This window comes from Micromonospora purpureochromogenes (assembly GCF_900091515.1).
In the GTDB taxonomy this organism is placed as follows: domain Bacteria; phylum Actinomycetota; class Actinomycetes; order Mycobacteriales; family Micromonosporaceae; genus Micromonospora; species Micromonospora purpureochromogenes.
Genome location: NZ_LT607410.1, coordinates 3,300,886 through 3,326,991 on the forward strand (window position 1 = coordinate 3,300,886; position 26,106 = coordinate 3,326,991).

At 74.0% G+C, this 26,106-nt stretch carries 24 protein-coding genes; 16 read left to right on the forward strand and 8 right to left on the reverse strand.

What is annotated here, in order from left to right:
- The first annotated feature begins 45 nt into the window (after positions 1 to 45).
- From pdhA to GA0074696_RS15305, 5 genes are all read left to right on the forward strand, one after another.
- Positions 46 to 1,251, forward strand: coding sequence for a pyruvate dehydrogenase (acetyl-transferring) E1 component subunit alpha (pdhA, locus tag GA0074696_RS15285; protein WP_172894654.1), 1,206 nt, complete (start codon positions 46 to 48; stop codon positions 1,249 to 1,251).
- Positions 1,251 to 2,267: an alpha-ketoacid dehydrogenase subunit beta gene (locus tag GA0074696_RS15290; protein WP_088961726.1), complete on the forward strand. Its 1,017-nt coding sequence runs from the start codon at positions 1,251 to 1,253 to the stop codon at positions 2,265 to 2,267. Before pdhA ends, GA0074696_RS15290 begins: the two co-directional genes overlap by 1 nt.
- Positions 2,264 to 3,649, forward strand: coding sequence for a dihydrolipoamide acetyltransferase family protein (locus tag GA0074696_RS15295; RefSeq protein WP_088961727.1), 1,386 nt, complete (start codon positions 2,264 to 2,266; stop codon positions 3,647 to 3,649). Before GA0074696_RS15290 ends, GA0074696_RS15295 begins: the two co-directional genes overlap by 4 nt.
- A gap of 109 nt (positions 3,650 to 3,758) precedes the next feature.
- Positions 3,759 to 5,438, forward strand: a complete 1,680-nt coding sequence (locus GA0074696_RS15300; protein WP_088961728.1) for a right-handed parallel beta-helix repeat-containing protein — start codon at positions 3,759 to 3,761, stop codon at positions 5,436 to 5,438.
- A gap of 196 nt (positions 5,439 to 5,634) precedes the next feature.
- Positions 5,635 to 6,906 (forward strand): L,D-transpeptidase, encoded by a 1,272-nt coding sequence (locus GA0074696_RS15305; protein WP_088961729.1) that lies wholly within the window; start codon positions 5,635 to 5,637, stop codon positions 6,904 to 6,906.
- A 267-nt stretch (positions 6,907 to 7,173) separates the two neighbouring features.
- On the opposite strand, the gene GA0074696_RS15310 is transcribed toward GA0074696_RS15305, so the two are convergent.
- On the reverse strand, positions 7,174 to 8,199 hold the full coding sequence (locus GA0074696_RS15310) for an SMP-30/gluconolactonase/LRE family protein (protein WP_088961730.1): 1,026 nt from the start codon (positions 8,197 to 8,199) through the stop codon (positions 7,174 to 7,176).
- Between the two features lie 172 nt (positions 8,200 to 8,371).
- Between GA0074696_RS15310 and GA0074696_RS15315 the strand changes: the two genes are divergently transcribed.
- Positions 8,372 to 8,740, forward strand: coding sequence for an STAS domain-containing protein (locus GA0074696_RS15315; RefSeq protein ID WP_088961731.1), 369 nt, complete (start codon positions 8,372 to 8,374; stop codon positions 8,738 to 8,740).
- Positions 8,741 to 8,862: 122 nt separating this feature from the next.
- Here GA0074696_RS15315 and GA0074696_RS15320 read toward each other — a convergent pair whose 3' ends face one another.
- Complete coding sequence (locus tag GA0074696_RS15320; RefSeq protein WP_088964588.1) at positions 8,863 to 9,240, reverse strand: FKBP-type peptidyl-prolyl cis-trans isomerase; 378 nt, start codon at positions 9,238 to 9,240, stop codon at positions 8,863 to 8,865.
- A gap of 179 nt (positions 9,241 to 9,419) precedes the next feature.
- Positions 9,420 to 9,971, reverse strand: coding sequence for a DoxX family membrane protein (locus tag GA0074696_RS15325; RefSeq protein WP_088961732.1), 552 nt, complete (start codon positions 9,969 to 9,971; stop codon positions 9,420 to 9,422).
- A gap of 234 nt (positions 9,972 to 10,205) precedes the next feature.
- On the opposite strand from GA0074696_RS15325, the gene GA0074696_RS15330 reads away from it, so the two are divergent.
- Positions 10,206 to 10,904: a CBS domain-containing protein gene (locus GA0074696_RS15330; RefSeq protein WP_088961733.1), complete on the forward strand. Its 699-nt coding sequence runs from the start codon at positions 10,206 to 10,208 to the stop codon at positions 10,902 to 10,904.
- On the opposite strand, the gene GA0074696_RS15335 is transcribed toward GA0074696_RS15330, so the two are convergent.
- A complete protein-coding gene (locus tag GA0074696_RS15335; protein ID WP_088961734.1) occupies positions 10,888 to 11,667 on the reverse strand; it encodes a helical backbone metal receptor in 780 nt (259 codons plus the stop codon). The two genes, GA0074696_RS15330 and GA0074696_RS15335, sit on opposite strands and share 17 nt — an antisense overlap.
- Positions 11,668 to 11,805: 138 nt before the next feature.
- On the opposite strand from GA0074696_RS15335, the gene GA0074696_RS15340 reads away from it, so the two are divergent.
- A complete protein-coding gene (locus GA0074696_RS15340; RefSeq protein ID WP_088961735.1) occupies positions 11,806 to 12,645 on the forward strand; it encodes a phytanoyl-CoA dioxygenase family protein in 840 nt (279 codons plus the stop codon).
- Positions 12,646 to 12,670: 25 nt separating this feature from the next.
- Here the strand turns inward: GA0074696_RS15340 and GA0074696_RS15345 are convergent, their stop codons facing one another.
- Entirely contained in the window at positions 12,671 to 13,759 is a 1,089-nt protein-coding gene (locus tag GA0074696_RS15345; RefSeq protein WP_231925389.1) for a DICT sensory domain-containing protein, read from the reverse strand.
- Positions 13,760 to 13,927: 168 nt separating this feature from the next.
- Here GA0074696_RS15345 and GA0074696_RS15350 point away from each other — a divergent pair, with 168 nt between their 5' ends.
- The 3 genes from GA0074696_RS15350 to GA0074696_RS15360 all read left to right on the forward strand — a co-directional run bounded on the left by GA0074696_RS15350 (position 13,928) and on the right by GA0074696_RS15360 (position 17,149).
- The gene (locus tag GA0074696_RS15350; protein WP_088961737.1) at positions 13,928 to 14,806 is read left to right on the forward strand and encodes a hypothetical protein; all 879 of its coding nucleotides are present in this window, start codon (positions 13,928 to 13,930) and stop codon (positions 14,804 to 14,806) included.
- A 311-nt stretch (positions 14,807 to 15,117) separates the two neighbouring features.
- Positions 15,118 to 16,419 carry a hypothetical protein gene (locus tag GA0074696_RS15355; RefSeq protein ID WP_088961738.1) on the forward strand — a complete coding sequence of 434 codons (1,302 nt, stop codon included), beginning with the start codon at positions 15,118 to 15,120 and terminating at the stop codon, positions 16,417 to 16,419.
- Between the two features lie 205 nt (positions 16,420 to 16,624).
- Positions 16,625 to 17,149 (forward strand): DinB family protein, encoded by a 525-nt coding sequence (locus GA0074696_RS15360; RefSeq protein WP_088961739.1) that lies wholly within the window; start codon positions 16,625 to 16,627, stop codon positions 17,147 to 17,149.
- A 130-nt stretch (positions 17,150 to 17,279) separates the two neighbouring features.
- Here the strand turns inward: GA0074696_RS15360 and GA0074696_RS15365 are convergent, their stop codons facing one another.
- Together GA0074696_RS15365 and GA0074696_RS15370 are read right to left on the reverse strand one after the other, a co-directional pair.
- The gene (locus tag GA0074696_RS15365; protein WP_088964589.1) at positions 17,280 to 17,627 is read right to left on the reverse strand and encodes a histone-like nucleoid-structuring protein Lsr2; all 348 of its coding nucleotides are present in this window, start codon (positions 17,625 to 17,627) and stop codon (positions 17,280 to 17,282) included.
- A 139-nt stretch (positions 17,628 to 17,766) separates the two neighbouring features.
- Entirely contained in the window at positions 17,767 to 18,405 is a 639-nt protein-coding gene (locus GA0074696_RS15370; protein WP_088961740.1) for a response regulator, read from the reverse strand.
- A gap of 65 nt (positions 18,406 to 18,470) precedes the next feature.
- Between GA0074696_RS15370 and GA0074696_RS15375 the strand changes: the two genes are divergently transcribed.
- The 5 genes from GA0074696_RS15375 (at position 18,471) to lon (ending at position 24,232) form a co-directional block, all read left to right on the forward strand.
- Positions 18,471 to 19,205 (forward strand): sensor histidine kinase, encoded by a 735-nt coding sequence (locus GA0074696_RS15375; RefSeq protein ID WP_157745948.1) that lies wholly within the window; start codon positions 18,471 to 18,473, stop codon positions 19,203 to 19,205.
- Between the two features lie 87 nt (positions 19,206 to 19,292).
- Entirely contained in the window at positions 19,293 to 20,162 is an 870-nt protein-coding gene (locus tag GA0074696_RS15380) for a manganese catalase family protein (protein WP_088961742.1), read from the forward strand.
- A 66-nt stretch (positions 20,163 to 20,228) separates the two neighbouring features.
- On the forward strand, positions 20,229 to 21,566 hold the full coding sequence (locus tag GA0074696_RS15385; protein ID WP_088961743.1) for a putative manganese transporter: 1,338 nt from the start codon (positions 20,229 to 20,231) through the stop codon (positions 21,564 to 21,566).
- A gap of 54 nt (positions 21,567 to 21,620) precedes the next feature.
- Positions 21,621 to 21,863: a hypothetical protein gene (locus tag GA0074696_RS15390; RefSeq protein WP_088961744.1), complete on the forward strand. Its 243-nt coding sequence runs from the start codon at positions 21,621 to 21,623 to the stop codon at positions 21,861 to 21,863.
- 38 nt (positions 21,864 to 21,901) lie between these two features.
- Positions 21,902 to 24,232, forward strand: coding sequence for an endopeptidase La (gene lon, locus GA0074696_RS15395; protein ID WP_088961745.1), 2,331 nt, complete (start codon positions 21,902 to 21,904; stop codon positions 24,230 to 24,232).
- Between the two features lie 69 nt (positions 24,233 to 24,301).
- Here lon and GA0074696_RS15400 read toward each other — a convergent pair whose 3' ends face one another.
- Positions 24,302 to 26,095 (reverse strand): DEAD/DEAH box helicase, encoded by a 1,794-nt coding sequence (locus tag GA0074696_RS15400; RefSeq protein WP_088961746.1) that lies wholly within the window; start codon positions 26,093 to 26,095, stop codon positions 24,302 to 24,304.
- Between the last annotated feature and the right edge of the window lie 11 nt (positions 26,096 to 26,106).

Sequence of the window (26,106 nt, forward strand, 5' to 3'; positions counted from 1 at the left end):
CCACGTTCACCGCGCATCTTGAGTCAATCATCCGACAGCAGGAGCATAAGGCCACCACACGTCCAGGAGGTCCCCGCCGTGACGACCACACCCCAGGCGGTCCGCAGGGCATCCCCGCGCACCCGCCGGCCGGCCACCCCGGCCGCGCCCGAGAAGTCCGCCGGCCTGCTCCCGCAGGCCGAGCCGGTCCGACTGCTCGACCCGGACGGCACGCCGCTGCCGTCCCGCGCCGACTACGCCGAGCCGCCCGTCGAGGCGCTGCGCGAGATGTACCGCCGGATGGTGGTCGGTCGTCGCTTCGACACCCAGGCCACCGCCCTGACCAAGCAGGGCCGGCTCGCCGTCTACCCGTCCTCGCGCGGCCAGGAGGCCTGCCAGGTCGGGGCGACCCTCGCCGTGCGCGACACCGACTGGGTCTTCCCCACCTACCGCGAGTCGATGGCGCTGGTCAGCCGGGGCATCGACCCGGTCGAGGTGCTCACCCTGCTGCGCGGCGACTGGCACTGCGGGTACGACCCGACGCAGGTGCACACCGCGCCGCAGTGCACTCCGCTGGCGACCCAGTGCGTGCACGCAGCCGGGCTCGCCTACGGCGAGTCGTACCAGGGCCGGGACACGGTGGCGCTGGCCTTCATCGGCGACGGCGCCACCAGCGAGGGCGACTTCCACGAGGGGGTCAACTTCGCCGCCGTGTTCAAGGCCCCGGTCGTCTACTTCGTGCAGAACAACAAGTACGCGATCAGCGTGCCGCTGTCCCGGCAGACCGCCGCGCCGAGCCTGGCCTACAAGGGCGTCGGCTACGGGGTGCCCAGCGAGCAGGTCGACGGCAACGACCCGGTGGCGGTGCTGGCGGTGCTCACCCGCGCGGTGGCGCACGCCCGGGCCGGTCACGGGCCGTTCCTGGTCGAGGCGCACACCTACCGGATGGAGCCGCACACCAACGCCGACGACGCCACCCGGTACCGCGACGCCGACGAGGTCGAGGCCTGGCGCGACCGCGACCCGGTGGCCCGGCTGGAGACGTACCTGCGCAACCGGGGCGCGCTCGACGACGCGGCGGTGGCCGCGATCGCCGAGGAGGCCGAGGCGTACGCCGCCGACCTGCGCGACCGGATGAACGCCCAGCCCACGGTCGACCCGCTCAGCCTCTTCGACCACGTCTACGCCGAGCCGACCCCGCAGCTGGTCGAGCAGCGCGAGCAGGTCCGCGCCGAGCTGGCCGCCGCCCGCGACGAGGAGGGGGACGCCTGATGGCCACCATGACCATGGCGAAGGCGCTCAACGCCGCGCTCGCCGACGCGATGCTCGACGACGACCGGGTGGTCGTCTTCGGCGAGGACGTCGGGCAGCTCGGCGGCGTCTTCCGGATCACCGACGGGCTCCAGGCCCGCTTCGGCGACAAGCGCTGCTTCGACACCCCGCTGGCCGAGGCCGGCATCGTCGGTTTCGCCGTCGGGCTGGCCATGTCCGGGCTGCGCCCGGTGGTGGAGATGCAGTTCGACGCGTTCGCGTACCCGGCCTTCGAGCAGATCGCCTCGCACGTGGCGAAGCTGCGCAACCGTACCCGCGGCGCGCTGAGCGTGCCGATCGTGATCCGGGTGCCCTACGCCGGCGGCATCGGCGGGGTGGAGCACCACTGCGACTCGTCCGAGGCGTACTACGCGCACACCCCGGGCCTGAAGGTGGTCACCCCGGCCACCGTCGAGGACGCGTACTCGCTGCTGCGCCAGGCGATCGACGACCCCGACCCGGTCGTGTTCATGGAGCCGAAGAAGCTCTACTTCTCCAGCGCCGAGGCGGAGCTGCCCACGACCACCGCGCCGTTCGGCCGCGCGGTCGTGCGCCGGCCCGGCACCGACGCCACCCTGGTCGCGTACGGCCCGGCGGTGCCGGTCGCGCTGGAGGCCGCCGAGGCCGCCCGCGAGGAGGGCTGGGACCTGGAGGTCGTCGACGTGCGCACCATCGTGCCGTTCGACGACGAGACGGTCGCCGCCTCGGTCCGCCGGACCGGCCGGTGCGTGGTGATCCAGGAGGCGCAGGGCTTCGCCGGTGTCGGCGCGGAGATCGCCGCCCGGGTGCAGGAGCGCTGCTTCCACGCCCTGCACGCCCCGGTGCTGCGGGTGTCCGGCCTGGACATCCCGTACCCGGCGCCGATGCTGGAGCACACCCACCTGCCCTCGGTGGACCGGGTGCTGGACACGGTGGCCCGCCTCCAGTGGGACGACCAGCCCGACCCGCGCTGGCTGCCGCAGGGGAGCGCGGCGTGACCACGGTGGAGCGGACGCAGGTCTTCCTCCTGCCTGACCTGGGCGAGGGGCTGAGCGAGGCCGAGATCGTGGAGTGGCGGGTCGCCGTGGGCGACGTGGTCACGGTGGACCAGAGCGTGGTCGAGGTGGAGACCGCCAAGGCGGTCGTCGACGTGCCCTGCCCGTACGCCGGCCGGGTGGTCGCCCTGCACGGCGCGGCGGGTGAGGTGCGCCCGGTCGGCCAACCCCTGATCACCATCGCGCCGCTGGACGGCGACGGCGGCGAGCCGGTTGGGCACGCCACCTACCGCGAGGAGGAGCGGGCCGGCTCCGGCAACGTGCTGATCGGGTACGGCACCGGGCACGCCGGCGCCGGCCGGCGCCGGCGCCGCCCCCGGTTGGCGCTGGCCCCCGAGCCCACCGCCCCGTCGAGCGGCGACCCGACCGCCGCGCGGACCGACCCGCCGGCGCACGCCGCGCCGGCCGGACCGCCCGCGGACCGGGCGCCGACGGCGGCGCTGGTCATCTCGCCGATCGTGCGTCGGCTGGCCCGGGAACGCGGGGTGGACCTCGCCTCGGTCCGAGGCACCGGCACCGGCGGCGTGATCCGCCGCGCCGACGTGGAGGCGGCCGCCGCCGCGCCGGCCACCCGGCTCGCGGCGGTGCCGGAACAGCCCGCCGCGCACGTCGGGCTCGCCCCGGCCGACGGGCAGGACGTGGTCATCCCCCTCACCGGCATCCGCAAGGTGATCGCCGACAAGCTCTCCCGCAGCCGGCGGGAGATTCCCGAGGTGACCATCTGGGTGGACGTGGACGCCACCGGGCTGCTCGAGACCCGGGCGGCCATCAACGCCGCCACCCCGGACGCGCCGGTGAGCATCCTGGCCCTGCTGGCCCGGATCTGCCTCAGCGGGCTGCGGCGGTTCCCGCAGCTCAACGCGCACGTCGACACCGAGGGGCAGCGGATCGTCCAGTCGGCCGGGGTGCACCTGGGCATCGCCGCGCAGACCGACCGGGGCCTGGTCGTCCCGGTGCTGCGCGACGCCCAGCGGCTCACCACCCGGGAGCTGGCCGCCGCGCTGGTGGAGACCACCGCCGCGGCCCGGGCCGGCACGCTGCCGCCGGCCCGGCTGACCGGCGGCACGTTCACCCTCAACAACTACGGGGTGTTCGGGGTGGACGGCTCGACGCCGATCATCAACCACCCGGAGGCGGCCCTGCTCGGGGTGGGCCGGATCGTGGACAAGCCCTGGGTGGTCGACGGGCAGCTCGCGGTGCGCAAGGTGACCCAGCTCAGCCTCACCTTCGACCACCGGGTCTGTGACGGTGGCGTGGCGGGCGGCTTCCTGCGGCACGTCGCCGACTGCGTCGAGCAGCCGGCGCTGCTGGTGGCGAACGTCTGACCGCCCGGCCCCGGCCCCGGCCCGTCGTCCGGGGCCGGGGCCGTTCCGGCCCTGTTTCCCCCCTGGCGGACCGGGAATGCGAGCCCGGTGGTCCGAGGGGAGAAATCAGATGACGGACCCGGGCATGCCCTCCGCTGGCGGCGTGCGGCTGCACCCGGTCGCCGGTGCGCCGCTGATGTGCAACGCGCGCGAGCACGGCCTGACGGGCGACGGGACGACCAACGACCAGCCCGCGTTCGCCGCGCTGGTGGACCGGCTCGGCGACGCGTTCGCCGCGGACGGGCGGGCCCGGGTGATCTACTGCCCGCCCGGGGTCTACTCGATCCGGGATTCCGGCACGGTGTGGCGCACCGGAGTCTCCCTGGTCGGCGCCGGTCCCGGCGCCACCCGCTTCGTGCTGAGCAACGCCGGCAACCGGGCGGACCCCACCCCGCTGGCCTTCTACACCGCGAAGCTGCACGGCGCGGACCGGGAACGGCACCTGGCGTACTGCACCTTCGCCGACTTCGAGATCGACGGCTCCGGGGTGGCCTCCGCCGAGTACAACCCGCTGGCCAAGGGTCTGGGGCTGCAGTACGTCGTGCGGGGCGTCTTCCGCAACCTCTACATCCACCACACGGCCGCCACCGGCCTCGGCTGCGACTTCCTCCAGGACACGCTGATCGACGGGGTGTTGGTGGTCGGCTGCGGACGGCTGGACACCGGCACCGAGATGGGGGGCGCCGGGATCGGCATCGGGATCGGCGGGTGGGGCAGCGTCGAGCGGCTCAACGTGATCAACTGCTCGGCGGTCGCCAACGCCACCAACGGCATCTTCCTGGAGCTGCAGGAGGCCGGGGAGCTGCGCCCGCGTGGCATCCGGATCATCGGCTGCCACGCCCAGAGCAACCGCTTCGGCATCTCGGACTGGGGCGCCAACGGCCTGATCGTCTCCGCCTGCACGATGACGGGCAACTTGGAGGCGGGCTTCCACGTCTCGGCGAAGGGCACCACCGGCACCGCGGGGCGGGGCGGCATCCTCACCGACTGCGTGATCGACGGCAACGTGCGCGACGGGGTCAGCATCGGCAACACCCCCGGGCCGTACACCATCCGGGGTAACCGGATCAGCGGCAACGGTCGCTACGGCTACCACCAGCGCAGCCTCGGTGGCGAGGAGGCGGAGACCGCGCGGGAAATCGTCATCGAGAGCAACGACTTCTACGGCAACAGCGTCGACGCGATCCGGGTCGACCGGCCGATCGACGACGCGATGCTCGTCAACAACCGGATCCGGGGCAACGGACGGCAGTGCGCGGGTGCCGCCTCTGGGGGCGGCCCCTCAGTCCGGTACAGCGAGAAGATGGTGATCGACCGGCAGGCGACCTGGCAGCACGACGCGCACCGGGGAAAGGTGGTCAAGGTCGGGCACCGGATCGCCGTGGTGGCGGCGAATACCTCCACCGATCTCACCCTTGCGCCGATCCGCCCCGACTCGTTGACCGGGTGGAGTGGCGACACCCCGGACCCGGGCACCGCGTACGAGCTACCGGACGCGCCGGTGACGCGGGCCGGCATCACGATCAATGCGCCCATCGGCTCGGCCAGCATTCGGGGCAACCGGATCTGGGACAGCAAGCCCCCCCGTACCCAGACGCACGGGCTCTGGATCACCGAACAGGGCAGCTGCGTGGACTGCCGGGTCGAGGACAACGACCTCGCCGGCAACGCCGAGGCGGCCACCCGGTTGGACACCCCGCCGGTCGGCGGCCGGTGGGACCGCAACCACGGCGACGAGGACTGGGACTGAACGGCCCGAGTCGGTACGCCGGGGACACGGACCACCCAGGGCTCCTGTTCCGGGACGGCCGGGTCGCGAATTCGCGGCCGAGCACATCGGCGTCCAAAAGCCCAGCCGTTTCCGAGCATTTCTCGGGAAAGTGCGCCACGGCCCGAGAAGCGCCGTACAGAATGTGGCCAAGGGAAATGGAAACGGGGGGCCGAATATGGATGTGAGGCGGCGACTGACGCTATTGGCGGTGACCATCGCAGCCACACCGTTGATCCTCGGTGGGTGCACGGCGGACCGGAAGGACGCCACCGGCTCGGCGCCGGGCAGGGTCGCGGACCCCGCGGTCACGCTGACCCCCGCCGACCGGGCGAAGGACATCCCGGTCAGCGCGGAGGTCGGGACGAGCGTGAGCCACGGGAAGGTCACCGGCGTCAAGCTCACCGACGACAAGGGGAAGCAGGTCGCGGGGGAGCCGCGCGAGGACGGGTCCAGCTGGGTGCCGAGCACCTCGCTGGAGAACGGCCGGACCTACACCGCGGAGGTGACCGCCACCGGGAAGAAGGGGCGGACCATCGTCGGACGGACGACCTTCACCACGTCGCCCAAATCGACCAGACAGGCGATAACGAGCACGTTGTATTTCGCCGGGAATCAGACGTACGGCACCGCGATGCCGGTGACCGTCGCATTCGATCCGCCAATTCCCAAAGAGGCCCGGGCGGCCGTGCAACGGCGATTGTTCGTGAAGACCGACCCGCCGCAGCCGGGTACCTGGTCATGGATGGCGGACGGCAAGCAGGTCGAATACCGGGCGCCGGATTTCTGGAAGCCCGGCACGAAGATCAGCGTGCGGTCGGGACTGGCGGGACTTCCGATCGGCAACGAGTTCATCGGTGACGAGGACCGCCGGTCCACCTCGAAGATCGGCCGGCAGCTGGCCCTCGAGATCGACAACGCCACCAAGCAGATGTCGGTCTTCCAGGAGGGCAAGCTGCTCCGCAAGATCCCGGTGAGTCTCGGCAAGTCGAGCACCCCGACCTCGAGCGGCAAGATGGTGATCATGGAGAAGCACGACGTCACCACGTTCGACACCCGGGGTTCGGCCGACCCTTATGTGGTCGACGTCGAGGACGCCCAGCGGCTCACCTGGGGCGGCGAGTTCATCCACGCCGCGCCGTGGTCGGAGGGGGACCAGGGCAACATCAACGTCTCGCACGGCTGCACCAACGTGTCGGTGGCGGCGGCGGAGTGGCTGATGGGCATCACCAAGGTCGGCGACCTGGTGACCGTCAAGAGCACCGAGGTGCAGTTGGACCAGGGCAACGGCTTTACCGCCTGGAACGTCAGCTGGGACGAGTTCGCCAAGGGCAGCGCGCTGCCCGTGCCGCCCGGCCTGAAGCCGGCGCCCACCCTGAGCCCGGGGCACCCGGGGGCGGTGGCCGGGGGATCGTCGCCCGCACCCGGGCCGTCCGCCAGCGGCGGCTGAAACCAGGGGAGGAACGACCGGGGTACGACCGGCCCGCCGCGCGGCGGGCCGGTCGTGCGTCGGCCCGGGCAGGTTCGGGGCCGCTCCTCGGTCGAGGTGGGCACCAGCCAGCTTCGATGGCCTCCTCGAAGGGCTCCCGACAGACGCTACGGATCTGATGTCGCCAACGACTCATCCGTGAGTCATCGACGACATCAGATTCGTAGCGTTCCCGAGTCCCGGTGTGCGCCGGCGCGCCCGCGACGGTCGGTGCCGGTGACGCGGACGTCAGGTGAGGTCGACGCGGGCGATACCGGCGCCGATCAGGCTGCCCAGCCAGAGCCGGTCGCCGTGCTGCCGGACCCCGGTGATCATCCAGTAGGCGCCGTCGGGGCCGTGCAGGGTGCGCAGCACCGTCCCCTCGCCGTCGACGAGGGCGACCAGCCCGTACTTCTGCGGCTGCGGTCGTACCGCGTCGGGCAGCAGCGCCACCAGCTGGCGCAGCCGGGGGTGCGGCAGCAGCCGTTCGACGACCGGCAACCGGGGGCTGGGCAACGCGATCCAGTACGTCCCGTCGCCGACCGCCGTGAGGTTGTCCGGGTACGCCGGCAGGTCGGTGAGCACGGTGACCGCCCCGTCGGGCAGGGCCACCCGCACCAGCCGGTGGGTGCTGGTCTCCACCAGCATCAGCGCGGACTCGTCCGGGGTCAGCGCGATCCCGTTGGGGAAGTAGAGCCCGTCGGTCACCACCTCGGTGCGCCCCGAGCGCGGGTCGTACGCCAGCACCCGCCCGTTGGGGCGGTGTTCCAGCAGGTCGTGCTTCCAGTGCGAGAGCGGGTAGCGGTCGGAGCTGTCGGTGAAGTAGACCGTGCCGTCGCGTGCCACCGTGGCGTTGTCGGCCAGGTGCACCGGCGGCGCGCTGCCGGTCAGCTCGCGCACCGCGCCGTCGGCGGTGACCCGCAGCAACCCCCGGTACGCGTCGCAGACCACCAGGCTGCCGTCGCGCGGGTCCAGCTCGATGCCGAGCGGTCGCCCGCCGGTCTCGGCGAGCAGCCGGGGCGCGGTGCCGGCGGGCGCGTCGGCGGACCACCACCAGAGCCGGCCGTCCTCGTCGCCGCTGACCACCCGCCCGTCCGGGTCGACCAGCACGTCCTCCGGCCCGTGCGCGCCGGACGGGAGGGGCAGCAGCTCGACGGTGTCGAGCCGCCGGTCGGTGGCCGCCCACACCCCGTCCAGCGGGGGCGGGACGGTGGCCGGTTCGCGGACGGGTCGGATCAGGCGGGGCGGGCGGGGGCGCTGGCGTGGGACGACCATCGGGTCATTGTCACCCGCCGATGCCGGTGCCGTCCCCCCGTCGGGCGTGTCGCGCCGGCGGCGCATCGTCCCTGAGGCGGATGGGGGACTACCCCGGGGGCGACCCTGGACGTACCCGGATTCGGTCTGTCGGACGGCGGAAATGTCGGTGGCCGGGGCTAGATTCGTCCGTATGGGACAACGGGGTGACCGGCTCCACGTGCAGCTCAGCGTGGGTGACGACGTGGTCGGGGTGCGAGTGGTCGGCGAGGTCGACGTCGCCTCGGTCGGTGTGCTGCGCGCCGCGCTGTGGGCCGCGCCGGCGCGTCCGGTGCTGCGGGTCGACCTCTCCGGTGTCCGGCTGCTCTCCGCCGCCGGGGTCCGCGCGCTGGTCGCCGCGCACCTGCGGGTGCGGGCCCGGGGTGGCGAGCTCGTGCTGGCCGACCCGGATCCGGTGGTCGCCCGGGTGCTCCGGGCCACCGGCCTGCACCGGGTCGTTTCCGTCGTGCAGAGCCACCCCACCCCGCCCCGCCCCCGCGGCGAGCTGGTCGCCTGCGCCTGAGACGCCTCGCCGCCGGCACGGCACCGACCCCGCGCCCGATGGCGCGGCGCCGCAGCCACGGCACCGACGCCGCACCGGATGGCGCGGGGCCGCCGGCACGGCGCCGACGGCCCCGCCTCCGGTCAGCGGACGCCGAGCAGGTCGACGACGAAGACCAGCGTCTCGTTCGGCTTGATGACGCCGCCGGCGCCACGGCTGCCGTAGCCCAGGTGCGGCGGGATGGTCAGCCGGCGACGGCCGCCGACCTTCATGCCCACCACGCCCTGGTCCCAGCCGGCGATGACCTGGCCGCCGCCGAGCGGGAACTCGAACGCCTCGCCCCGGTTCCAGGACGCGTCGAACTCGCGCCCGGTGGAGTGGGACACCCCGACGTAGTGGACGTTGGCGAGCTGGCCGGGCCGGGCCTCCGGGCCGTCGCCCACGGTGATGTCCTCGATGACGAGGTCGGCCGGGGGCGCGCCCTCGATCGGGCCGATCTCGGGCTTGGCTGCCTGGGGCATGTTCATCTGCTGATCTCCTGCCGTTCTGGCTCGATCGTCCGGTCGGTTCCGATCCTGCCGGATCGCGACCGACCGATCCCCGGCAGTCCCGACGACGACGCGCCGGGCGCGCCGTCGCGGACCCGGACACGCCGGAGGGGGCGCCACCGGTCGGTGGCGCCCCCTGCGGGTCGGTGCGGTCACTTCAGCCAGCCGTACTTCCGGACGACGGGGAGGTTCGCCCAGACCCGACCGAGGCCGAGGGTGTTGCCGGCGCCGACCAGGGCCAGACCGGCGAGCACCGCGGCGTAGATCAGGTGGTCGTCCATGAAGAGGTTGTTCTCGGGAGGCAGAACGGCGGTCCACATGAGCACCATCAGCAGCGCGCCGGTGGTGGCGGCGAGTCGCATCCCGATGCCGAGCAGCAGCGCCACGCCGATCCCGGCGAGACCGGCCATGAACAGCCAGTCGGCCCAGGTCGCGCCGGCGATGTCCTGGTAGATGCCCTTGAACGGGCCGGTCGCGCCGAAGGTGAGGAAACCCTTGGTCGGGCTGCCGCCGTTGATCCAGGCGTTCTTCGCCGCGGTCTCGTGGCCGAGGCCGAAGGCCTTGTCCAGGAACGCCCAGAGGAAGATCCAGCCGAGGGCGATCCGGGTGCCGGCCCAGACGAACCGGGCGGCGCGCTCACGGGGGGTCTCGGCCGCCGGAGCGATGGTGGTGGCGGTGGTGTTCCGCTCGATCGTCGCGGTCATGGTGTCCACGTCCCTTCTCTGCCTGGCACCGCGCTTTCCGGTGGCACATTCATTGCACCGCCGCGCGCCGGTCGCCGGCAGGGCCGGTCGGGCCGTCCCGGACCGGGACCTTGGACCCCGAACGGGACGTCCGGGACGGGACCTTCGGCCCCCGCCGGGCCCGGTCCACCGCCTCTGACCCGCCTGGTCAGGACGGCCATACCGTGCGGGTGGAGACCAGCCGAGGAGGTCGTGATGAGGACGTGGCAGGTGGGCGACGTGATGACCCGGGAGGTCGCGACGGTCGGGGCGGAGACCCCGTACCGCGACATCGTCGACGTGCTGATCCGACGGGGGATCAGCGCGGTGCCGGTGGTGGATGGGTTCCGCCGGGTGCTGGGCGTGGTGTCCGAGGCCGACCTGCTGCACAAGGTGGAGCGGGCGGGCAACCCGGACGAGCGGCGGGTCTTCGAGGGCCGGCGCCGGCGGGTGGCGCGGGAGAAGGCCGACGCGCTGGTGGCGAAGGAGCTGATGACCGCGCCGGCGGTCACCACGTACCCGGAGTCGCCGTTGCCGGCCGCGGCCCGGCTGATGGACCGGGAGGTCGTCAAGCGGCTGCCCGTCCTCGACGACCTCGGCCGGCTGGTCGGCATCGTGACCCGCAGCGACCTGCTCCGGGTGCACCTGCGCAGCGACGCGGAGATCCGCGAGGACGTGGTGCAGGAGGTGCTGCGACGGGTGCTCGCGGTGCGGGACGGGCTGGTCACCGTGCGGGTCCGCGACGGTGAGGTGACCCTGGACGGCCGGCTCGACCGGCGCAGCGCCGCCGACCTCGCGGTCCGGCTCGCCGGGCAGGTCAGCGGGGTGGTCCGGGTGGTCGACACCATCGGGTACGACGTGGACGACACCGTCCTGGTCGAGCTGCCCCCGGACCAGGTCACCCCGGTCGCCTGAACCGTGGCCTGGACCCGGGGCCGCCCCCCGGGTCCAGGCGCGGGTGGGTCACCGGGTCGGCGAGCTGGGCGGCCAGCAGCCCGGGCGCCTCCGCCAGCGACGGGCCGTACCAGGTGAGGTGGCGGCCGGAGACCAGCGCGCAGGGCGTGCCGGGGAACGCCTCCGGGCCGTCGGCGGCGGTGAACGCGTACGGCTCGTCGGGGAGCACGACCAGGTCGGGTTCCCGGGCCCGCAACGCGTCGAGGTCCGGGCGGGGGTACCGCTCGGCGTCGTCGGCGTACAGGTTCGCCACGCCGAGCCGGCGCAGCACGTCCCCGGCGAAGGTGTCGCCGCCGAGCACCACCCAGGGGCGGCGCCACACCGGTATGACGGCCCGGCGCGGCACCGGCGTCGTGGTCGGGGCGGCCCAGGCGCGGCGGGCGGCGGTGAGCCAGTCCGGTTCGGCGGTCACGCCGAGCGCGGCGAGCAGGTCGGCCAGTTCGGTCAGCGCCTGCGGCACGGTACGCGGATAGGTGACCCGGACCGGCACCCCGGCCGCGACCAGCGCGTCGGCGTCGGCACGCCGGTTCTCCTCCACGTTGAGCAGCACCAGGTCCGGGCGCAGGGCGAACACCCGGTCCAGATCCGGGTACTTGCTGCCGCCCACCCGCGCCACGTCGAGCCCGGCGGGGTGCGTGCACCAGTCGGTCGCGCCGACCAGCACCTCCGGCACGGTCACCGCCACCGCCTCGGTCAGCGACGGCACCAGCGAGACCACCCGCACGGCGTACCTCCCTCCCCGGCGCGGACCGCGCCGGTCCGATCCATCGTCCCCGCGGTGGCCGGTCCCGTCGGGCCGGCCCCCTTGCCGCTCTTCTACAACGTTGTAATACTCGGGTGGTCCGGCACCCGAGGAGGACCGATGACCGCCCAGCCCACCCAGACCACTCAGGACGAGACGCCGGTGGAGGCGCTCGGCGACCTCTACCGCGACGGCATCACCGCCTGCCGCGGCGCCTTCGACGTCGACTGGGTCGACCAGGTCGGCGAGGACATCGACGCGGCCTTCCGGGAGGCCCGCTCCCGCCCGGACGGCGCGGTCGGCCGCGGCCCCAACCGCTGGTACGTCGAGATCCACCCCGAGCAGCTGCGCGGCTTCGCCGACCTGGTCACCCACCCCTGGGTGGTCGCGGTCTGCCGCGCGGTGCTCGGCCCCGACTACGAGATCGTCGAGCTCGGCTTCGACATCCCGTTCCCGGGGGCCGTCATGCAGCCCTGGCACCGGGACTTCCCGATGCCCGAGGAGACCCGACGCCAACGGCGGCTCACCTCGCTCGCGTTCAACCTGACCACCGTGGACACGGTCGAGGAGATGGGCCCGTTCGAGATCGCCCCCGGCACCCAGTGGGACGACGGCACCGACTTCGACCACGGGATGTTCCCGCCGAAGGAGCGGTATCCCCGCTATGCGCAGCGGGCGGTGCGCAAGTACCCGCGGCGCGGCGACATCTCGGTCCGGTCGGCGCTGACCGTGCACCGGGGCACCCCGAACGTCTCGACGCTGGCCCGGCCGGTGCTGGTGCTCGGCGTGGACGCCCCGGGCGCCGGCAACGCCGAGCGGCACGACATGGCCGTCACCCGGGAGTACCGGGACGGGCTGCCCGAGCTGGCCCGCGCCCACCTGCCGTGCCCGGTGGTGGAACGGCTGACCCCGATCCGGCAGAAGCACACCATCGAGGGCCTGGTGATGGGGGCCGCCTGAGCCGCCGGCGCCGACCCCGGCGCCGTCAGGCCCGGCCGACCGGCGCCGCCTCCCGGGCCACCGTGGCCACCGGGACACCCTCTCGGGCGGCCCACTCGACGGCGTGCCGCACCTCGGTGACCGGCAGCGGCCGCCGGTCGGTCACGGTGACCGCGGCGTGCACCGCGTAGGCGACGAACGGGTACGAGCGGGCCAGCCCGGCCAGCGCGGCGTGCACCCGGCCGGCGACGGCCAGCGCCTCCTCCTCGGTCACCGACGGCAGGATCAGCAGGTACTCGTCGGGGGTGAGGCGTACCGCCCGGTCGATCGCGCGCAGCGGCCCGGTCAGCGCCCCGATCACCGCCTGCGCCTCGCGCGCGGCGCTGCGCCGCCCGAAGCGTTCCGGGGTGCCCGCCGGCTCGGCCACCCGGACCCCGATCAGCGCCACCGGCAGGGTGCCGGAGGCGGTGACCCCGGCCAGCCCGGTCCACCGGCGCAGCGCCGGCTCGTCGACCAGCGCGACCGGGGCGTCCGCCGGCTCCCCGTCCGGGCGCCCCGGCGACCCGGGCCGGTACGCCCGTTCGACCCGGCCGGCCATCAGCCGGATCGCCGCCTCGGCGCGGCTCTCGCCCGGGGTAGCCGGCAGGTCACGGACCCGGGCCAGCACCTCGTCGATCGCCGCCAGCGCCTCCGCCGGCAGCCGGTCGGCGAGCTGCGACCGCAGCCGCAGCACCTCGTGCAGCGCCTCGTCCCGGCGGAAACCCCACCGACCGTCGAAGAGCCGCCCCGCCTCCAGCGTCTCGGCCACCTCGACCTCGCGGCGGTCCCGGGCCACCAGGGTCGCGCCGAAGCGCGGGGTCAGCGCCACCACGCTCCACTCCCGGGCCAGCTCCTCGGCCTCGGCGAGCGCCACCCCGTACGCCCCGGCGGGCAGCCCCGGCGGCGTCTCCCCGACCAGGCCGACCACGGTCACCGCCGCCCCGGCGGCGATCCGCTCGTAGCGGGCCCGCTCCCGGGCGAAGTACGGCAGCCGCTGGAAGAGCGCGATCACCACCAGCGGCCCGTCCTCGGCGGTGGCCAGCGCGGCCCGCTCGATGGCGTGGGAGACCGTGACGAGGCTCCGCTTGGTCAACACTTCCGGTGTGTGTCCGCTGTGCCGCACCCGCCGAGCCTAGAGAAACCGGTCGGTCCGCGCACCTGACGGGGCTCCGGACCCGGATCCGACCGCACCGGCGAGGCGACGAGCGGGATCGAGGTCCTAGACTCGGCCGGTCGACCGACCACGTGAGGATCCGGCACCACCATGACGCGTACCGCCACCGACGACGGTTCCCGGCTGCGGCCGCTGCCGCTCGACGGTGCCGCGCTGCCCGTCCGGGCCGGTCAGGTGGTGCACGCCGGTCGCCGGCTCGGCGACCTGGTGAACCGGCGCCCGGAGGGCATCACCGGGCACCAGTGGAGTTCGGCGACCCGCGAGGAGTTCGACCACGTGGTCTGCGCCGCGGACACCGGTCGGCCGCTCTTCGCCGTCGTGCTCGGCGCGCCGGCGCCGCCCGGCTCGGCCCGGCAGCGCGCCGAGCGGATGCGCGACGCCGTCTGCGCCGCGGTCGACCTGCCCGTGCTGCGGGTCGAGTCGCCGACGTTGCGGCCCGCCGCCCACGGCCCGCGGATCGTCGGGTACGTCATCGACGCCCGCGCGTACGCCGGCCCGTCCACCGGCCAGGACGGCGACGGGTACGACAGCGCGGTGGCCTTCCGCGACATCGTCGGTCGGCTGCCCGACGGCCGCACCGGCCCGGTCAACGACCTCGGGGCGCTGACCCGCGCCGCCGCCGTCGACGCGTACGTGTCCCGGCGGCTGGCCGACCCCATCGTGCGGGGGCTGCACGTGCGGTGGCGGGACGGGACGGCCGAGGGGTGGAGCTGGGTCGAGGTGCGGCCCGGTCGCTGCCTGGTCGAGCGGGTGACCGTCCGCGAGCACCGCTTCTGGTGCGGGGTGGACGCCGCCCGGCTGGCCGAGGACCTGGCCGCCGTCGCGGTGGGGGACCGGCTGCGGGCGCTGGAGGCCGACGAACCGCCGCTGGTGGACCGGCCCGAGCTGCGGCGCGAGATCCGGGGGCTGCGCGCCCGCCGGGACGAACTGGTCGGCGGTTTCGCCTTCGACCACCTCTGCGTCGAGTGACCTTCGACCGTAGCGTCGCCGCGCGGTGACTCCGCGTCTTTCCGAACCCCCGATCGGACGGTCGTCACCAGCCCGTTCCGAATTCCCCGATCCGCGTTGAACCATCGCCCGCGGCGCTCCGTACCTAAGCGGGAATGGACAGAGTTCTTCCCAGCCGCGCCACCCGACGCGGCGGACGGTGCGGAAAGGGCATCGTCGGCCATCGACGCGCGACCGGAACGTCGCAGTGATCCCGACGGGCGTCCCACCCCGAATTCCGTTCGCCCGACGGGTCACGAGTCAGGTACCGGATCGAGAAGGAGAGCAATTCGATGCGCAGGTCCACAGGGGCGCGCCGGTCATCCGGTAACGCGCGGAGCAAGCGGCTGCTGGCGGCGGTCGGCGCGCTCGCGGTCTTCGGCGCTATCGCCGCGGTGACCCAGATCTCGTCGGCCCACGAGAATCGGCGGACGACGACCCGCAACGTCTCGTCCGCCTGCGTGGCGCCGAGTCCCGGCGCCACCTCGCCGAGCGGACGCGGCAGTACCACTCAGACGTGGCAGAACGGGCACTGGGTCCGCAACCACTGGGGCGACGGCCAGATGTCCGTCGCCGAGTGCCAGGCCGTCAAGGACGGCAACGCGCCGGTGAACACCGTCGCCTCCGGCGTGATCTGCCCGGACGTTGCCGACAAGCTGCCCCGGGTCCCGGACCGCGCCCGGGCCGAGGTCGACCGGAACCTCGCGCTGCTGCAGACCCAGATCGCCGAGGCCGACCGGCGGCTGGCCGCCGAGGGCCGCAACGGGCAGACGTTCATCAACAACGCCATTCTGCGTCCGTTGGAGGACAAGCGGCGCGCGACGTTGAACCGGATCGCGACCGCCATCGACCGGGTGGGGCCGCGCCCGCAGGGCCTGGATCAGCTCGCGAAATGCACCGTCGCCGCGAACAACAACAACGGCGGCGCCAATGGTGGCCAGAACGGCGGTCAGACCGGTGCTCCGACCGCCGCCCCGACCAACGGGGGCCAGAACGGCGGTCAGAATGGTGGCCAGAACGGCGGCGGAAACAACAACGGCGGGAACAACCTCGGCGTGCTGGCCAAGGACTGCACCAACAGCAGGCTGCAGCCCCACGACGGTTTCCAGAACGGCAACCGCTGCGTGAGCACCGCCTTCGGTGAGGTCGGCGCGGCCGCCAACAACCCGTCCCTGCTGATCACCGAGTTCCCGGAGCAGGTGCAGCGCAATCAGGCGTTCGCGCTGCGGGTCTCGACCCGGAACCTGATCCGCGACCGGTTCCTCGCCGCCGGCCAGGGCGGCTACTACCTGGAGAGCTCGGTCCTCAACGACCAGGGGCTGACCCGCGGTCACTTCCACACCGCGTGCCGGATGCTGCAGAGCACCGACGAGGCCCCGTCGAACCCGCAGGACGTGCCGGCGTTCTTCGTCGCCACCGAGGACGGTCGGGGCGGTGGCCAGGCCGACGAGGTGACCATCCAGATCCCGGGCCTGCCGCAGTCGGGCACGGCGCAGTGCGCGGTCTGGGCCGGTGACGGCTCGCACCGGGTGCCGATGATGGAGCGGGCCAACCAGACCCCCGCCTTCGACGTGGTGCGGATCGAAGTCGACTGACCCGTCGTACGACACCGTCGCGGGCCGTCCGGAGAGATCCGGGCGGCCCGCGGCCGTGTTTTCGGACCAGCGTCGCGACCCGCTGGCGGGTAGCGCGGTGCACCGGCGTCGCCGGGCCGGGCCGGCGGCCACGTTGCCGGCGGCCCCGGTCCACCGGTCGATCGTGACCGTGGCGAGCGGCACGGCCGGCCCGTAGGGTCGGTGGATGTCCGCCACCCGTTTCCCGGTCCTGCTCGACGGCCCGGGCAACCACGTCGACGACCCCCGGGAGCTGCTGGTCGGCTATCTCGACTGGTACCGGGAGGCGCTGGCCCGCAAGACCGCCGGCCTGTCGGAGGAGCAGCTGCGCTCTCCCGTCGACGGGCTCGGCTGGGCGCCGCTCGGGCTGGTGCGGCACCTCGGCTGGGTGGAGCGGCGCTGGATCCGGTGGGGCTTCGCCGCGGAGCAGGTCGCGCCGTGCCCGCCGGGCGAGGACGACGCCGAGTGGCGGGTGGACGCCCTGTCGACGGAGCAGGTGTGGCGGGCGTACCGGGCGGAGGTGGCGCACACCCGCCGGATCGTCGCCGGGGTGCCGCTGTCGCGGCGGGCGGCGCTCGGCGGCCGGTTCCCCGCCGCCGCGGACGTGCCGTCGCTGGGCCGGATCCTGTTCCACCTCCTGCAGGAGTACGCCCGGCACCTGGGTCAGCTCGACGTGGCCCGGCAGTTGCTCGACGGGGTCACCGGCGAGTGACCGGGCGGTGCGCACCGGCCGGGGCGCACCAGCGGGTGGAAATTGTGAACGCGGCGAAAAGCGTAGGGGTCACGCTGATTTCTCAGCGTGACCCCTACGCGGCGGATCGTGATGCCCCCGGCGACGCCGGTCAGCGGTTCTTCCACGCCTCCACGACGTTGACCGGGATGCGGCCGCGCTCGGAAATCTCGTAGCCGTTCTTGGCGGCCCATTCCCGGATGGCCCGGTTCTGCTCGCGGTCCATTCCGGAGACCGCGGCGCGAGCCGGGCGGCGGACCGGGCGGCCGGCGTCGACGTTGCCCCGCCCCATTCGCCTGCCAGCGCTGATGTACGGGTCGAGCGCCTTGCGCAGCACCCCCGCGTTCTCGTCGGAGAGGTCGATGGTGTACGCCACCCCGTCCAGGCTGAACTCGACGGTCCGGTCGGCCTTTCCGCCGTCCAGGTCGTCGCTCAGAACGGTGATTACTTTCCTTGCCATCGCCATTGCTCCCTGTGTCGGGCGGGGTGTGGTCAAGAGTTTGACGTATCGGCCGGCTAATCCGCAACAATATGCGTCGCTTTCATTTGACGAGTCGCGCCAATCGTGGAAAATCCAAGCGGCCAATGGGCCGGCGCCGTCAGTCGGTGAGCAGTCCGGCGTGTCCGGCCAGCGCGGCGGCCTCCGCGCGGCTGGACACCCGCAGCTTGCGCAGCAGCGCGGCGGTCATCCGTTTCACCGTCCGTTCCGAGACGTGCAACTGCTCGGCGATCTCCACCGTGCTGCGACCGGCCGCGATGGACCGCAGCAGCCGCCGCTCCTCGGAGTCCAGGTCGACCGAGCTGCTGCGGGCCGGCCGGAGCAGGCCACGCAGCAGGGGACCGGGCAGCACCGCCCAGCCGTCGAGGACGGCCAGGATCGGCGGGAGCAGTTCCTCCGGCTCGCTGCTCTTGGGCAGAAAGCCCTCCGCCCCGGCGCGCAGCGCCTCCAGCGCCGGCGCCGGGTCGTCCCCGCCGGACATCGCCACCACCCGTACCCGTGGGGTGGTGCGGCGGATGGCGGCGATCGCGCGGATCCCGCCGGGTGGCGGCATGTGCAGGTCGACCAGGGCGAGGTCGGGTTGGGTGCGGCCGACCAGCGAGGCGGCGGCGGAGGCGTCGCCGGTGGAGTCGACGACCCGGGCGCGTCCGTCGGTGCTGGCGGGCAGCAGCAGTTCCAGGCCGCGGACGAAGAGCGGATGGTCGTCCACGACGACCAGCCGGATGGGGGCGTCGAGCATGCCTGTTTCCTTCCCGAACGGGTAGGGATCATGCGGATTTGTGTGGATAGAGGGGAGTTGGGCGGGTGCGCGCGCGACACGGAAACAGGAAGCTGGTGCGGCGGTGGCGGCCCGCCGGTCCCGACCACGGGGGATCCCTCGGCGAACCCGCCGACCCGGGGCTGATGCTGCGGGTGCTCTGCCACGAGCTGCGGACCCCGGTCAGCTCGCTGGCCTCGCTCACCCGGGCGCTCGCGGAGGACACCGGGCGGCTGCCCGCCGAGGAACGCCGGGCGATCAGCGAGCTGGCTCGCCAACAGGCCGCCCACCTGGACGGACTGCTGCGCGCGGTCACCGCCGGTGGTGGCGCGCTGACCCCGGCCGCCCGCCCGGACCGGATCGCGCCGCTGGCCGACCTCGTGCCCGTGGTGGTCGCCCTCGTCCCGCCGCACCGGCTGCGTACCCGGGTCACCCGCCCGGCCGGCGGATGCCCCGTGCCGGCGCGACGGACCCGCCAGGTGCTGGTGAACCTGGTGCAGAACGCGCTGCGGCACGGACCGGCCGACGGGGAGGTCGGGCTCTACGCCGCGGTGCGCCCGGCCGGGCTGAGCATCCTCGTCACCGACCAGGGCCGGTCGACCGACGGTCTGGCCGAGGCGCTGCGCCGGCCCACACCCGGCGGTGGGATGCACGGACTCGGCCTGTGGATCACGCGCCAGCTGGTCGCCGCCGACGGCGGGTCGGTGCGGGCGCACCGGCTGCGTCCGCGCGGCGTCGGGGTGGAGGTGCTGCTGCCCGGGGACGGCCGCCAACCGGGTTGACCCTCCAGGGCCGCCGGATGGCCCCGACGGGTCGGCGCGGCGGGAACCCCGCTCGGTGTCACCCCGATCGCACCGAGGAGGAAAAGAATGTTCAGCCACATCAAGGACCTGCAGTTCGAGGCCAAGCCGGACGGCCCCGACGCCGCGTTCGCCCGCCGGCTCCAGGAGATCCTGGGCGGCAAGTGGGGCGAGATGACGGTCGCCAACCAGTACCTCTACCAGGGCTGGAACTGCCGGCTGCCCGGCAAGTACAAGGACCTGCTGTTGGACGTGGGCACCGAGGAGATGGGCCACGTCGAGATGATCGCCACGATGATCACGCGGCTGCTGGAGAACGCACCCCTGTCGTTGCAGGAGGCCGCCGACGACAACCCGATGGTCGGGGCGATCTACGGCGGGTCGAACCCGGCGCACTTCATCCACGGCGGCGGCGGCGCCCTGCCGACGGACAGCAACGGCGTGCCGTGGAACGCGGCCTTCATCACCGCCAGCGGCAACCTGATGGCCGACTTCCAGCTCAACGTCACCGCCGAGGCGCAGGGCCGGCTCCAGGTCTCCCGGCTGTTCCACATGACCGACGACCCGGGCGTCAAGCAGATGCTGCGCTTCCTGCTGGCCCGCGACACCATGCACCAGAACATGTGGATGGCGGCGATCGAGCAGCTCAAGGAGGACGGGCTGGAGGAGATGCCGGTCCCGGACGCCTTCCCCGACTCCAAGGAGTTCACCGAGCAGTTCAGCTACACCTACCTGGACTTCTCGCCGGGCACCGATGCCGCCGAGGGGCGGTGGGCCTCCGGGCCGACGCCCGACGGCAAGGGCGAGTTCCGCTACGACCACAGCCCGCGGGCCCACGCCCCCGAGCCGGTGCTGGCTCCCGGCGACCCGCGCCTGTACGGCACCAACCCGGGTGTCGCCGGCGGCATGGTCACCAAGGTCAAGAGCAAGCTCACCTGAGGTCGCCGCTCCGGGCCGTCCCCGCGTGGACGGCCCGGCGGCACCCGTACGCGCAGGAGGTGCGCTGTGATCGAACTCGTCGTGCGTCCGTTGGCGGATGCCTTCATGCAGGTGGGTGTCTACGTCGCCGTCATGGTGGCGCTCTTCGGCTGGCTGCGCTGGCGGTACGGGGACCGGATCACCGACGGGCTGACCCACCGCCCCCGGCTCGGCCCGCTGGTCGGCGCGCTGCTCGGGGTCAGCCCCGGCTGTGGCGGCGCGATCGTGCTGATGCCGCTCTACGCCCGGGGCAAGGTCTCCTTCGGCACGGTGGTGGCCGCGCTGGCCGCCACCATGGGGGACTCGTCCTGGGTGGTGCTGGCCTGGAATCCGCTCTTCGCCCTCAAGATTCACATGTTGCTCTTCGCGGTGGGGCTGGTCACCGGGTACGTCGTCGACGCGCTCGGCATCGACCCGGCCCACCGGCGCGCCCGCCCCGACATCCCGGCCGTGGTCGCGGCCGTCCCGGCTCCGGCCACCAGCGCCGCCCGGGTCGGCGGCACCCTCCCCGCCGGCGTCGGCCACGCCGTGCCCGCCGCGTCCACCGGCGCCGCCCCGGCGGCCCTGGCCGGTCCGGCCCCGACGGTGCCGGTCGGTTCGGCCCCGGCAGCCGCGGTCGGTTTGACCCCGGCCGGTCCGGTCGACGCGGTTCCGGCGCAGCCGGTGCCGGCGGTGCCGGTCGGCCCGGGCGGCGGCTCCGCCTGCCCGCGGTCCCGCGGCACGGTGGCCGGTCGGGCGGGGCTGCTCGACGGGCTGCGCCGGCGTGACCCGGCCACCGCGTTCTGGGGGCTGACCACGCCGGCGTTCGCGGTGTCGGTGCCGGTGGTGTTCCAGCTGGTCGACCCCACCGTGCTGACCCGCGCGCTCGGCGGGGTCGACCCGTACCTGGCGCTGGGGGTGCTCGGCACGCTGGCGGCGGTGCTGATCTTCGCCGCCGGGCGGGGGCGGCTGGCCGACGACAGCCTGGAGACGGCGTACCCGCAGTCGCTGCGCGAGACGTTGCGGCACAGCGCGCACGAGGCGTCCTTCGTCACCGTCTGGGTGGCGGTGGCGTACCTCGGCTGGCAGGTGTTCACCACCGTCACCGGGTTCAACGGCTCGCAACTGGCGCTGACCGGCCTGCTCGGCGTGCTCGTCGGCGCGGCCATCGGGCTGATCCCCGGGTGTGCCGTCCAGATCGTCTTCACCGGCCTGTACGTCAGCGGCGGGCTGCCGCTGCCGACCCTGGTGGCGAACGCCATCAGCCAGGACGGGGACGCCCTGATCCCGCTCGCCGCGCTGCGCCGGCACTCGGCCGCGTTGGCCACCGTGATCACCACCATCCCCGCGGCGGCGGTCGGCGCCGCCCTGCTCGTCCTGCTCTGACCCGGTCGGGGCGGGCGCCGACCCGCCCCGACCAGCCGTACGAAGGAGGCCACCGTGTCATCCCGCTCCGTCCGCGCGGCCCGGCGCAAGTTCGTCGTCCTCCTCGGCCTGACCGTCGTCGCGCTACTGTCCGGCCTGCCCGCCCCGACCGTCGCCGCACTGGCGCTGACCGGCCTCGCCGTCCCGGTTGCCGTCGCCCTCGCCGGTGGGCGGCCCCGCGACCTGCTTCCGTCCCGCCCCGCCCGGCGGGGTGGCCTGGGTCACACCCAGGAACAAGGGGAACGCTTTGTGACTTGAGCCTGACACGCTCAACTCAACGCGATAGCAGGTGTTCGATGGCAACTCTTCCGGTACTTCCCCTGACCGACGCCGTCCTGCTGCCCGGCATGGTCATCCCGGTGACCCTCGACCCGACCACCCAGGCCGCGGTCGACGCGGCCCGCGCCACCGGCGACAAGCAGCTTCTCGCCGTGCCCCGCATCGACGGCGAGTACGGCTCCGTCGGCACGATCGCCACCATCGAGAAGGTGGGTCGGCTGCCCGACGGCGAGCCCGCCGCCGTGATCCGCGGCCTCGCCCGGGCCCGGATCGGCTCCGGCGTGCCCGGACCCGGCGCCGCCCTCTGGGTCGAGGCGACCCGACTCGACGAACCCGCCCCGGCCGGCCGGGCCCGGGAACTCGCCCGCGAGTACCGCGCGCTGATGACCTCGGTCCTCCAGCAGCGCGGCGCCTGGCAGGTCATCGACGCCATGGAGCGGATGACCGACGTCTCCGAGCTGGCCGACGCGGCCGGCTACGCGCCCTGGCTCACCCTGGCGCAGAAGACCGAACTGCTCGCCGCGCCGGACGTCGTCGCCCGGCTGGAACTGCTCGTCGGCTGGGTCAAGGACCACCTCGCCGAGCAGGAGGTCACCGAGCGGATCAACAGCGACGTCCGCGAGGGGCTGGAGAAGTCCCAGCGGGAGTTCCTGCTCCGCCAGCAGCTCGCCGCCATCCGCAAGGAGCTGGGCGAGGACGAGCCCGACGGCTCCGCCGACTACCGGGCCCGGGTCGAGACCGCCGAGCTGCCCGAGAAGGTACGCGAGGCGGCGCTGCGCGAGGTCGGCAAGCTGGAGCGGGCCAGTGACGCCTCCCCGGAGGCGGGCTGGATCCGTACCTGGCTGGACACGGTGCTGGAGATGCCGTGGACCACGCGTACCCGGGACAACACCGACCTGGCCGCGGCCCGCGCCGTCCTCGATGCCGACCACGCCGGCCTGGCCGACGTGAAGGACCGCATCCTGGAGTACCTGGCGGTGCGCAACCGGCGGGCCGAGCGCAACCTCGGCGTGGTCGGCGGTCGCGGCTCCGGCGCGGTCCTCGCCCTCGCCGGCCCGCCCGGAGTCGGCAAGACCAGCCTCGGCGAGTCGATCGCCCGGGCGCTCGGGCGCAACTTCGTCCGGGTGTCGCTCGGCGGCGTCCGCGACGAGGCCGAGATCCGCGGTCACCGGCGCACCTACGTCGGCGCGCTGCCCGGCCGGATCGTCCGCGCGCTGCGGGAGGCCGGCTCGATGAACCCGGTCGTGCTCCTCGACGAGGTCGACAAGCTGGCCGCCGGCTACGCGGGCGACCCCGCCGCCGCGCTGCTGGAGGTGCTCGACCCGGCGCAGAACCACACCTTCCGGGACCACTACCTGGAGGTCGACCTCGACCTGTCCGACGTGCTCTTCCTGGCCACCGCCAACGTGGTGGAGACCATCCCCGGCCCGCTGCTGGACCGGATGGAGCTGGTCACCCTGGACGGCTACACCGAGGACGAGAAGGTGGCCATCGCCCGGGACCACCTGCTGCCCCGGCAGCGGGAACGGGCCGGCCTGACCGCCGACGAGATCACCGTGGCCGACGAGGCCCTCGCCCGGATCGCGGGGGAGCACACCCGGGAGGCCGGCGTCCGGCAGCTCGAACGCGCCCTGGCGAAGATCCTGCGCAAGGTCGCCGTCGAGCTGGCAGGCGACCCGGCGCCCGTCCGGGTGGACACCGGCAACCTGGCCCGCTACCTGGGCCGGCCCAAGTTCACCCCGGAGTCGGCCGAGCGTACGGCGGTGCCCGGCGTGGCCACCGGCCTGGCGGTCACCGGCGCCGGCGGGGACGTGCTCTTCATCGAGGCGACCAGCATGGAGGGCGAGCCGGGGCTGACCCTCACCGGCCAGCTCGGCGACGTGATGAAGGAGTCCGCGCACATCGCCTGGTCGTACCTGCGCTCCAACGGGCGCCGGTACGGGCTGGACCCGAACGCCCTCGCCGGGCGGCGGATCCACCTGCACGTGCCGGCGGGCGCGGTGCCCAAGGACGGCCCCAGTGCCGGCATCACCATGGTCACCGCGCTGGCGTCCCTGGTGACCGGCCGGCCGGTGCGGCCCGAGTTCGGGATGACCGGCGAGGTGACCCTCTCCGGCCGGGTGCTGCCCATCGGCGGCGTGAAGCAGAAGCTGCTCGCCGCCCACCGGGCCGGCCTGACCGAGGTGATCATCCCGGCCCGCAACGAGCCGGACCTGGACGACCTGCCCACCGAGGTCCGCGAGGCGCTGACCGTGCACACCCTCGCCGACGTCGCCGACGTGCTCGCCCTGGCGCTGCGCCCGGCCGACGCCGACACCCTCACCGGCCCGGCGCTCGCCGCCGCCTGACCGGCGCCGCCCGAGGCGGCGGAACACGACGAGGCCCCCGGTCCGACCGACCGGGGGCCTCGGCGTACCTCAGTGCCGGTCGTGGCGGCGCTCGCCGCCGAAGTCCCGGCGCTCGCGCCGGTCACCGCCGTCGAAGCGGCGCTCGCCGCCGCCCTCGCCGCCGTCACGATCCCGCCGTACGGCGGCCTTGCGGCCCTTGATGGTGCTGCCGCGCAGCCCCGCGATCACCTCGTCGGCGACCCCGACCGGGATCTCCACCAGCGAGAACCGGTCCGCGATCTCGATCGAGCCGATGTCCCGACCGTTCAGTCCGGTCTCCCCGGTGATCGCCCCCACCAGGTCCTGCGGCCGGACGCCCGCGCGCCGGCCCAGCCCGATGAAGACCTGGGTGGTGCCGCCGGTGCGCGGCCGGGCGCCGCCGCGCCGCTCACCCCGGCCCCCGGTCTCCGGCCGGCCCTCCCGCGGAGCCCGGACCGCGACCTGCGGGATCTCCTCCTCGTCCTCGCTGGTCGGGCCGGCCGCCTCGTGGGCCAGCTTCACCGCCGCCAGCGCGACCTCCATCAGGTCGAACTCGTCGCTGAGCGTCTCGACGATCACCCGGAACGGGTCCAGGTCGTCCTCGAGCAGCGACTCGCGCAGCGCGGCCTGGGTCAGCTCCAGCCGGCGGGTGCGCAGGTCGGCCACCGTCGGGATCTTGTCGATCTCGATCCGCTGACCGGTCACCCGCTCGATGGTCTTGAGCATCCGGTGCTCGCGCGGCTCGGCGAGGGTGATCGCCACGCCCTCCCGCCCGGCCCGGCCCACCCGGCCGATCCGGTGCACGTACGACTCCGGCGCCGACGGCACGTCGTAGTTGACCACGTGGGTGAGCTGCTCCACGTCCAGGCCCCGGGCGGCCACGTCCGTGGCGACCAGCAGGTCCGCCGTGCCCCCGCGCAGCCGGCCCATCACCCGGTCGCGCTGCTCCTGGCTCATCCCGCCGTGCAGCGCCTCGGCCCGGTAACCGCGACCGTTCATCGTCTCGGTGAGCCGGTCCACCTCCTCCCGGCTGCGGCAGAAGACGATCGCCGCGGTGGGGGACTCCACGTCGAGCACCCGGCCCAGCGCGGCCGGCTTGTGCCCCCGGGCGACGATGTACGCGCTCTGCCGCACCCGGGGCGCCTCGCCGGCGACCGGCTGCTCCCGGCCGATCTGGATGCGTACCGGGTCGGTCAGGTGCTGGCGGGCCATCCCGTCGATCCGGGACGGCATGGTCGCCGAGAAGAGCACCGTCTGCCGCTGCGCCGGGGCGTGCTCCAGGATCGCCTCGATGTCCTCGGCGAAGCCCATGTCGAGCATCTCGTCCGCCTCGTCCAGCACCACCGTGGCCAGCTCACCCAGGCGCAGGGTGCCCCGGGCGATGTGGTCCAGGGCCCGGCCCGGGGTGGCCACCACCACGTCCACGCCGGCGTCCAGCGCCCGCAACTGCCGGCCGATCGGCTGGCCGCCGTAGATCGGCAGCACCCGGGTGCCCAGGTCCTTGCCGTAGCGGTGGAACGCCTCCGACACCTGCACCGCCAGCTCCCGGGTGGGCACCAGCACCAGCGACACCGGGTCGCCGCCGCCGCGCCCGTCCGGCATCCGCTGCAGCAGCGGCAGCGCGAACGCCGCCGTCTTGCCCGTGCCGGTCGCCGCCTGACCGAGCAGGTCCTGACCGGCCAGCAGCGGCGGGATCGCCTCCCGCTGGATCGGGGTCGGCTCCTCGTAGCCGAGGGCCGAGAGCGCGCCGAGCAGTTCGGCGCGCAGCCCGAGATCCGCGAAGGCGGTCGCCTCGTCGGTGCTGTCAGGGTTGGTCGGGTCGGTCGGTGCGGGTGCGGAACTCATGGGCAAAGCTT

Coding starts and splice junctions, on each gene's coding strand:
- GA0074696_RS15290 (WP_088961726.1), top strand. CDS start 1,251: ATGGCCACCATGACCATGGCGAAGGCGCTCAACGCCGCGCTCGCCGAC.
- GA0074696_RS15300 (WP_088961728.1), top strand. CDS start 3,759: ATGACGGACCCGGGCATGCCCTCCGCTGGCGGCGTGCGGCTGCACCCG.
- GA0074696_RS15305 (WP_088961729.1), top strand. CDS start 5,635: ATGGATGTGAGGCGGCGACTGACGCTATTGGCGGTGACCATCGCAGCC.
- GA0074696_RS15310 (WP_088961730.1), bottom strand. CDS start 8,199: ATGGTCGTCCCACGCCAGCGCCCCCGCCCGCCCCGCCTGATCCGACCC.
- GA0074696_RS15315 (WP_088961731.1), top strand. CDS start 8,372: ATGGGACAACGGGGTGACCGGCTCCACGTGCAGCTCAGCGTGGGTGAC.
- GA0074696_RS15320 (WP_088964588.1), bottom strand. CDS start 9,240: ATGCCCCAGGCAGCCAAGCCCGAGATCGGCCCGATCGAGGGCGCGCCC.
- GA0074696_RS15325 (WP_088961732.1), bottom strand. CDS start 9,971: ATGACCGCGACGATCGAGCGGAACACCACCGCCACCACCATCGCTCCG.
- GA0074696_RS15330 (WP_088961733.1), top strand. CDS start 10,206: ATGAGGACGTGGCAGGTGGGCGACGTGATGACCCGGGAGGTCGCGACG.
- GA0074696_RS15340 (WP_088961735.1), top strand. CDS start 11,806: ATGACCGCCCAGCCCACCCAGACCACTCAGGACGAGACGCCGGTGGAG.
- GA0074696_RS15350 (WP_088961737.1), top strand. CDS start 13,928: ATGACGCGTACCGCCACCGACGACGGTTCCCGGCTGCGGCCGCTGCCG.
- GA0074696_RS15355 (WP_088961738.1), top strand. CDS start 15,118: ATGCGCAGGTCCACAGGGGCGCGCCGGTCATCCGGTAACGCGCGGAGC.
- GA0074696_RS15360 (WP_088961739.1), top strand. CDS start 16,625: ATGTCCGCCACCCGTTTCCCGGTCCTGCTCGACGGCCCGGGCAACCAC.
- GA0074696_RS15365 (WP_088964589.1), bottom strand. CDS start 17,627: ATGGCAAGGAAAGTAATCACCGTTCTGAGCGACGACCTGGACGGCGGA.
- GA0074696_RS15370 (WP_088961740.1), bottom strand. CDS start 18,405: ATGCTCGACGCCCCCATCCGGCTGGTCGTCGTGGACGACCATCCGCTC.
- GA0074696_RS15380 (WP_088961742.1), top strand. CDS start 19,293: ATGTTCAGCCACATCAAGGACCTGCAGTTCGAGGCCAAGCCGGACGGC.
- lon (WP_088961745.1), top strand. CDS start 21,902: ATGGCAACTCTTCCGGTACTTCCCCTGACCGACGCCGTCCTGCTGCCC.
- GA0074696_RS15400 (WP_088961746.1), bottom strand. CDS start 26,095: ATGAGTTCCGCACCCGCACCGACCGACCCGACCAACCCTGACAGCACC.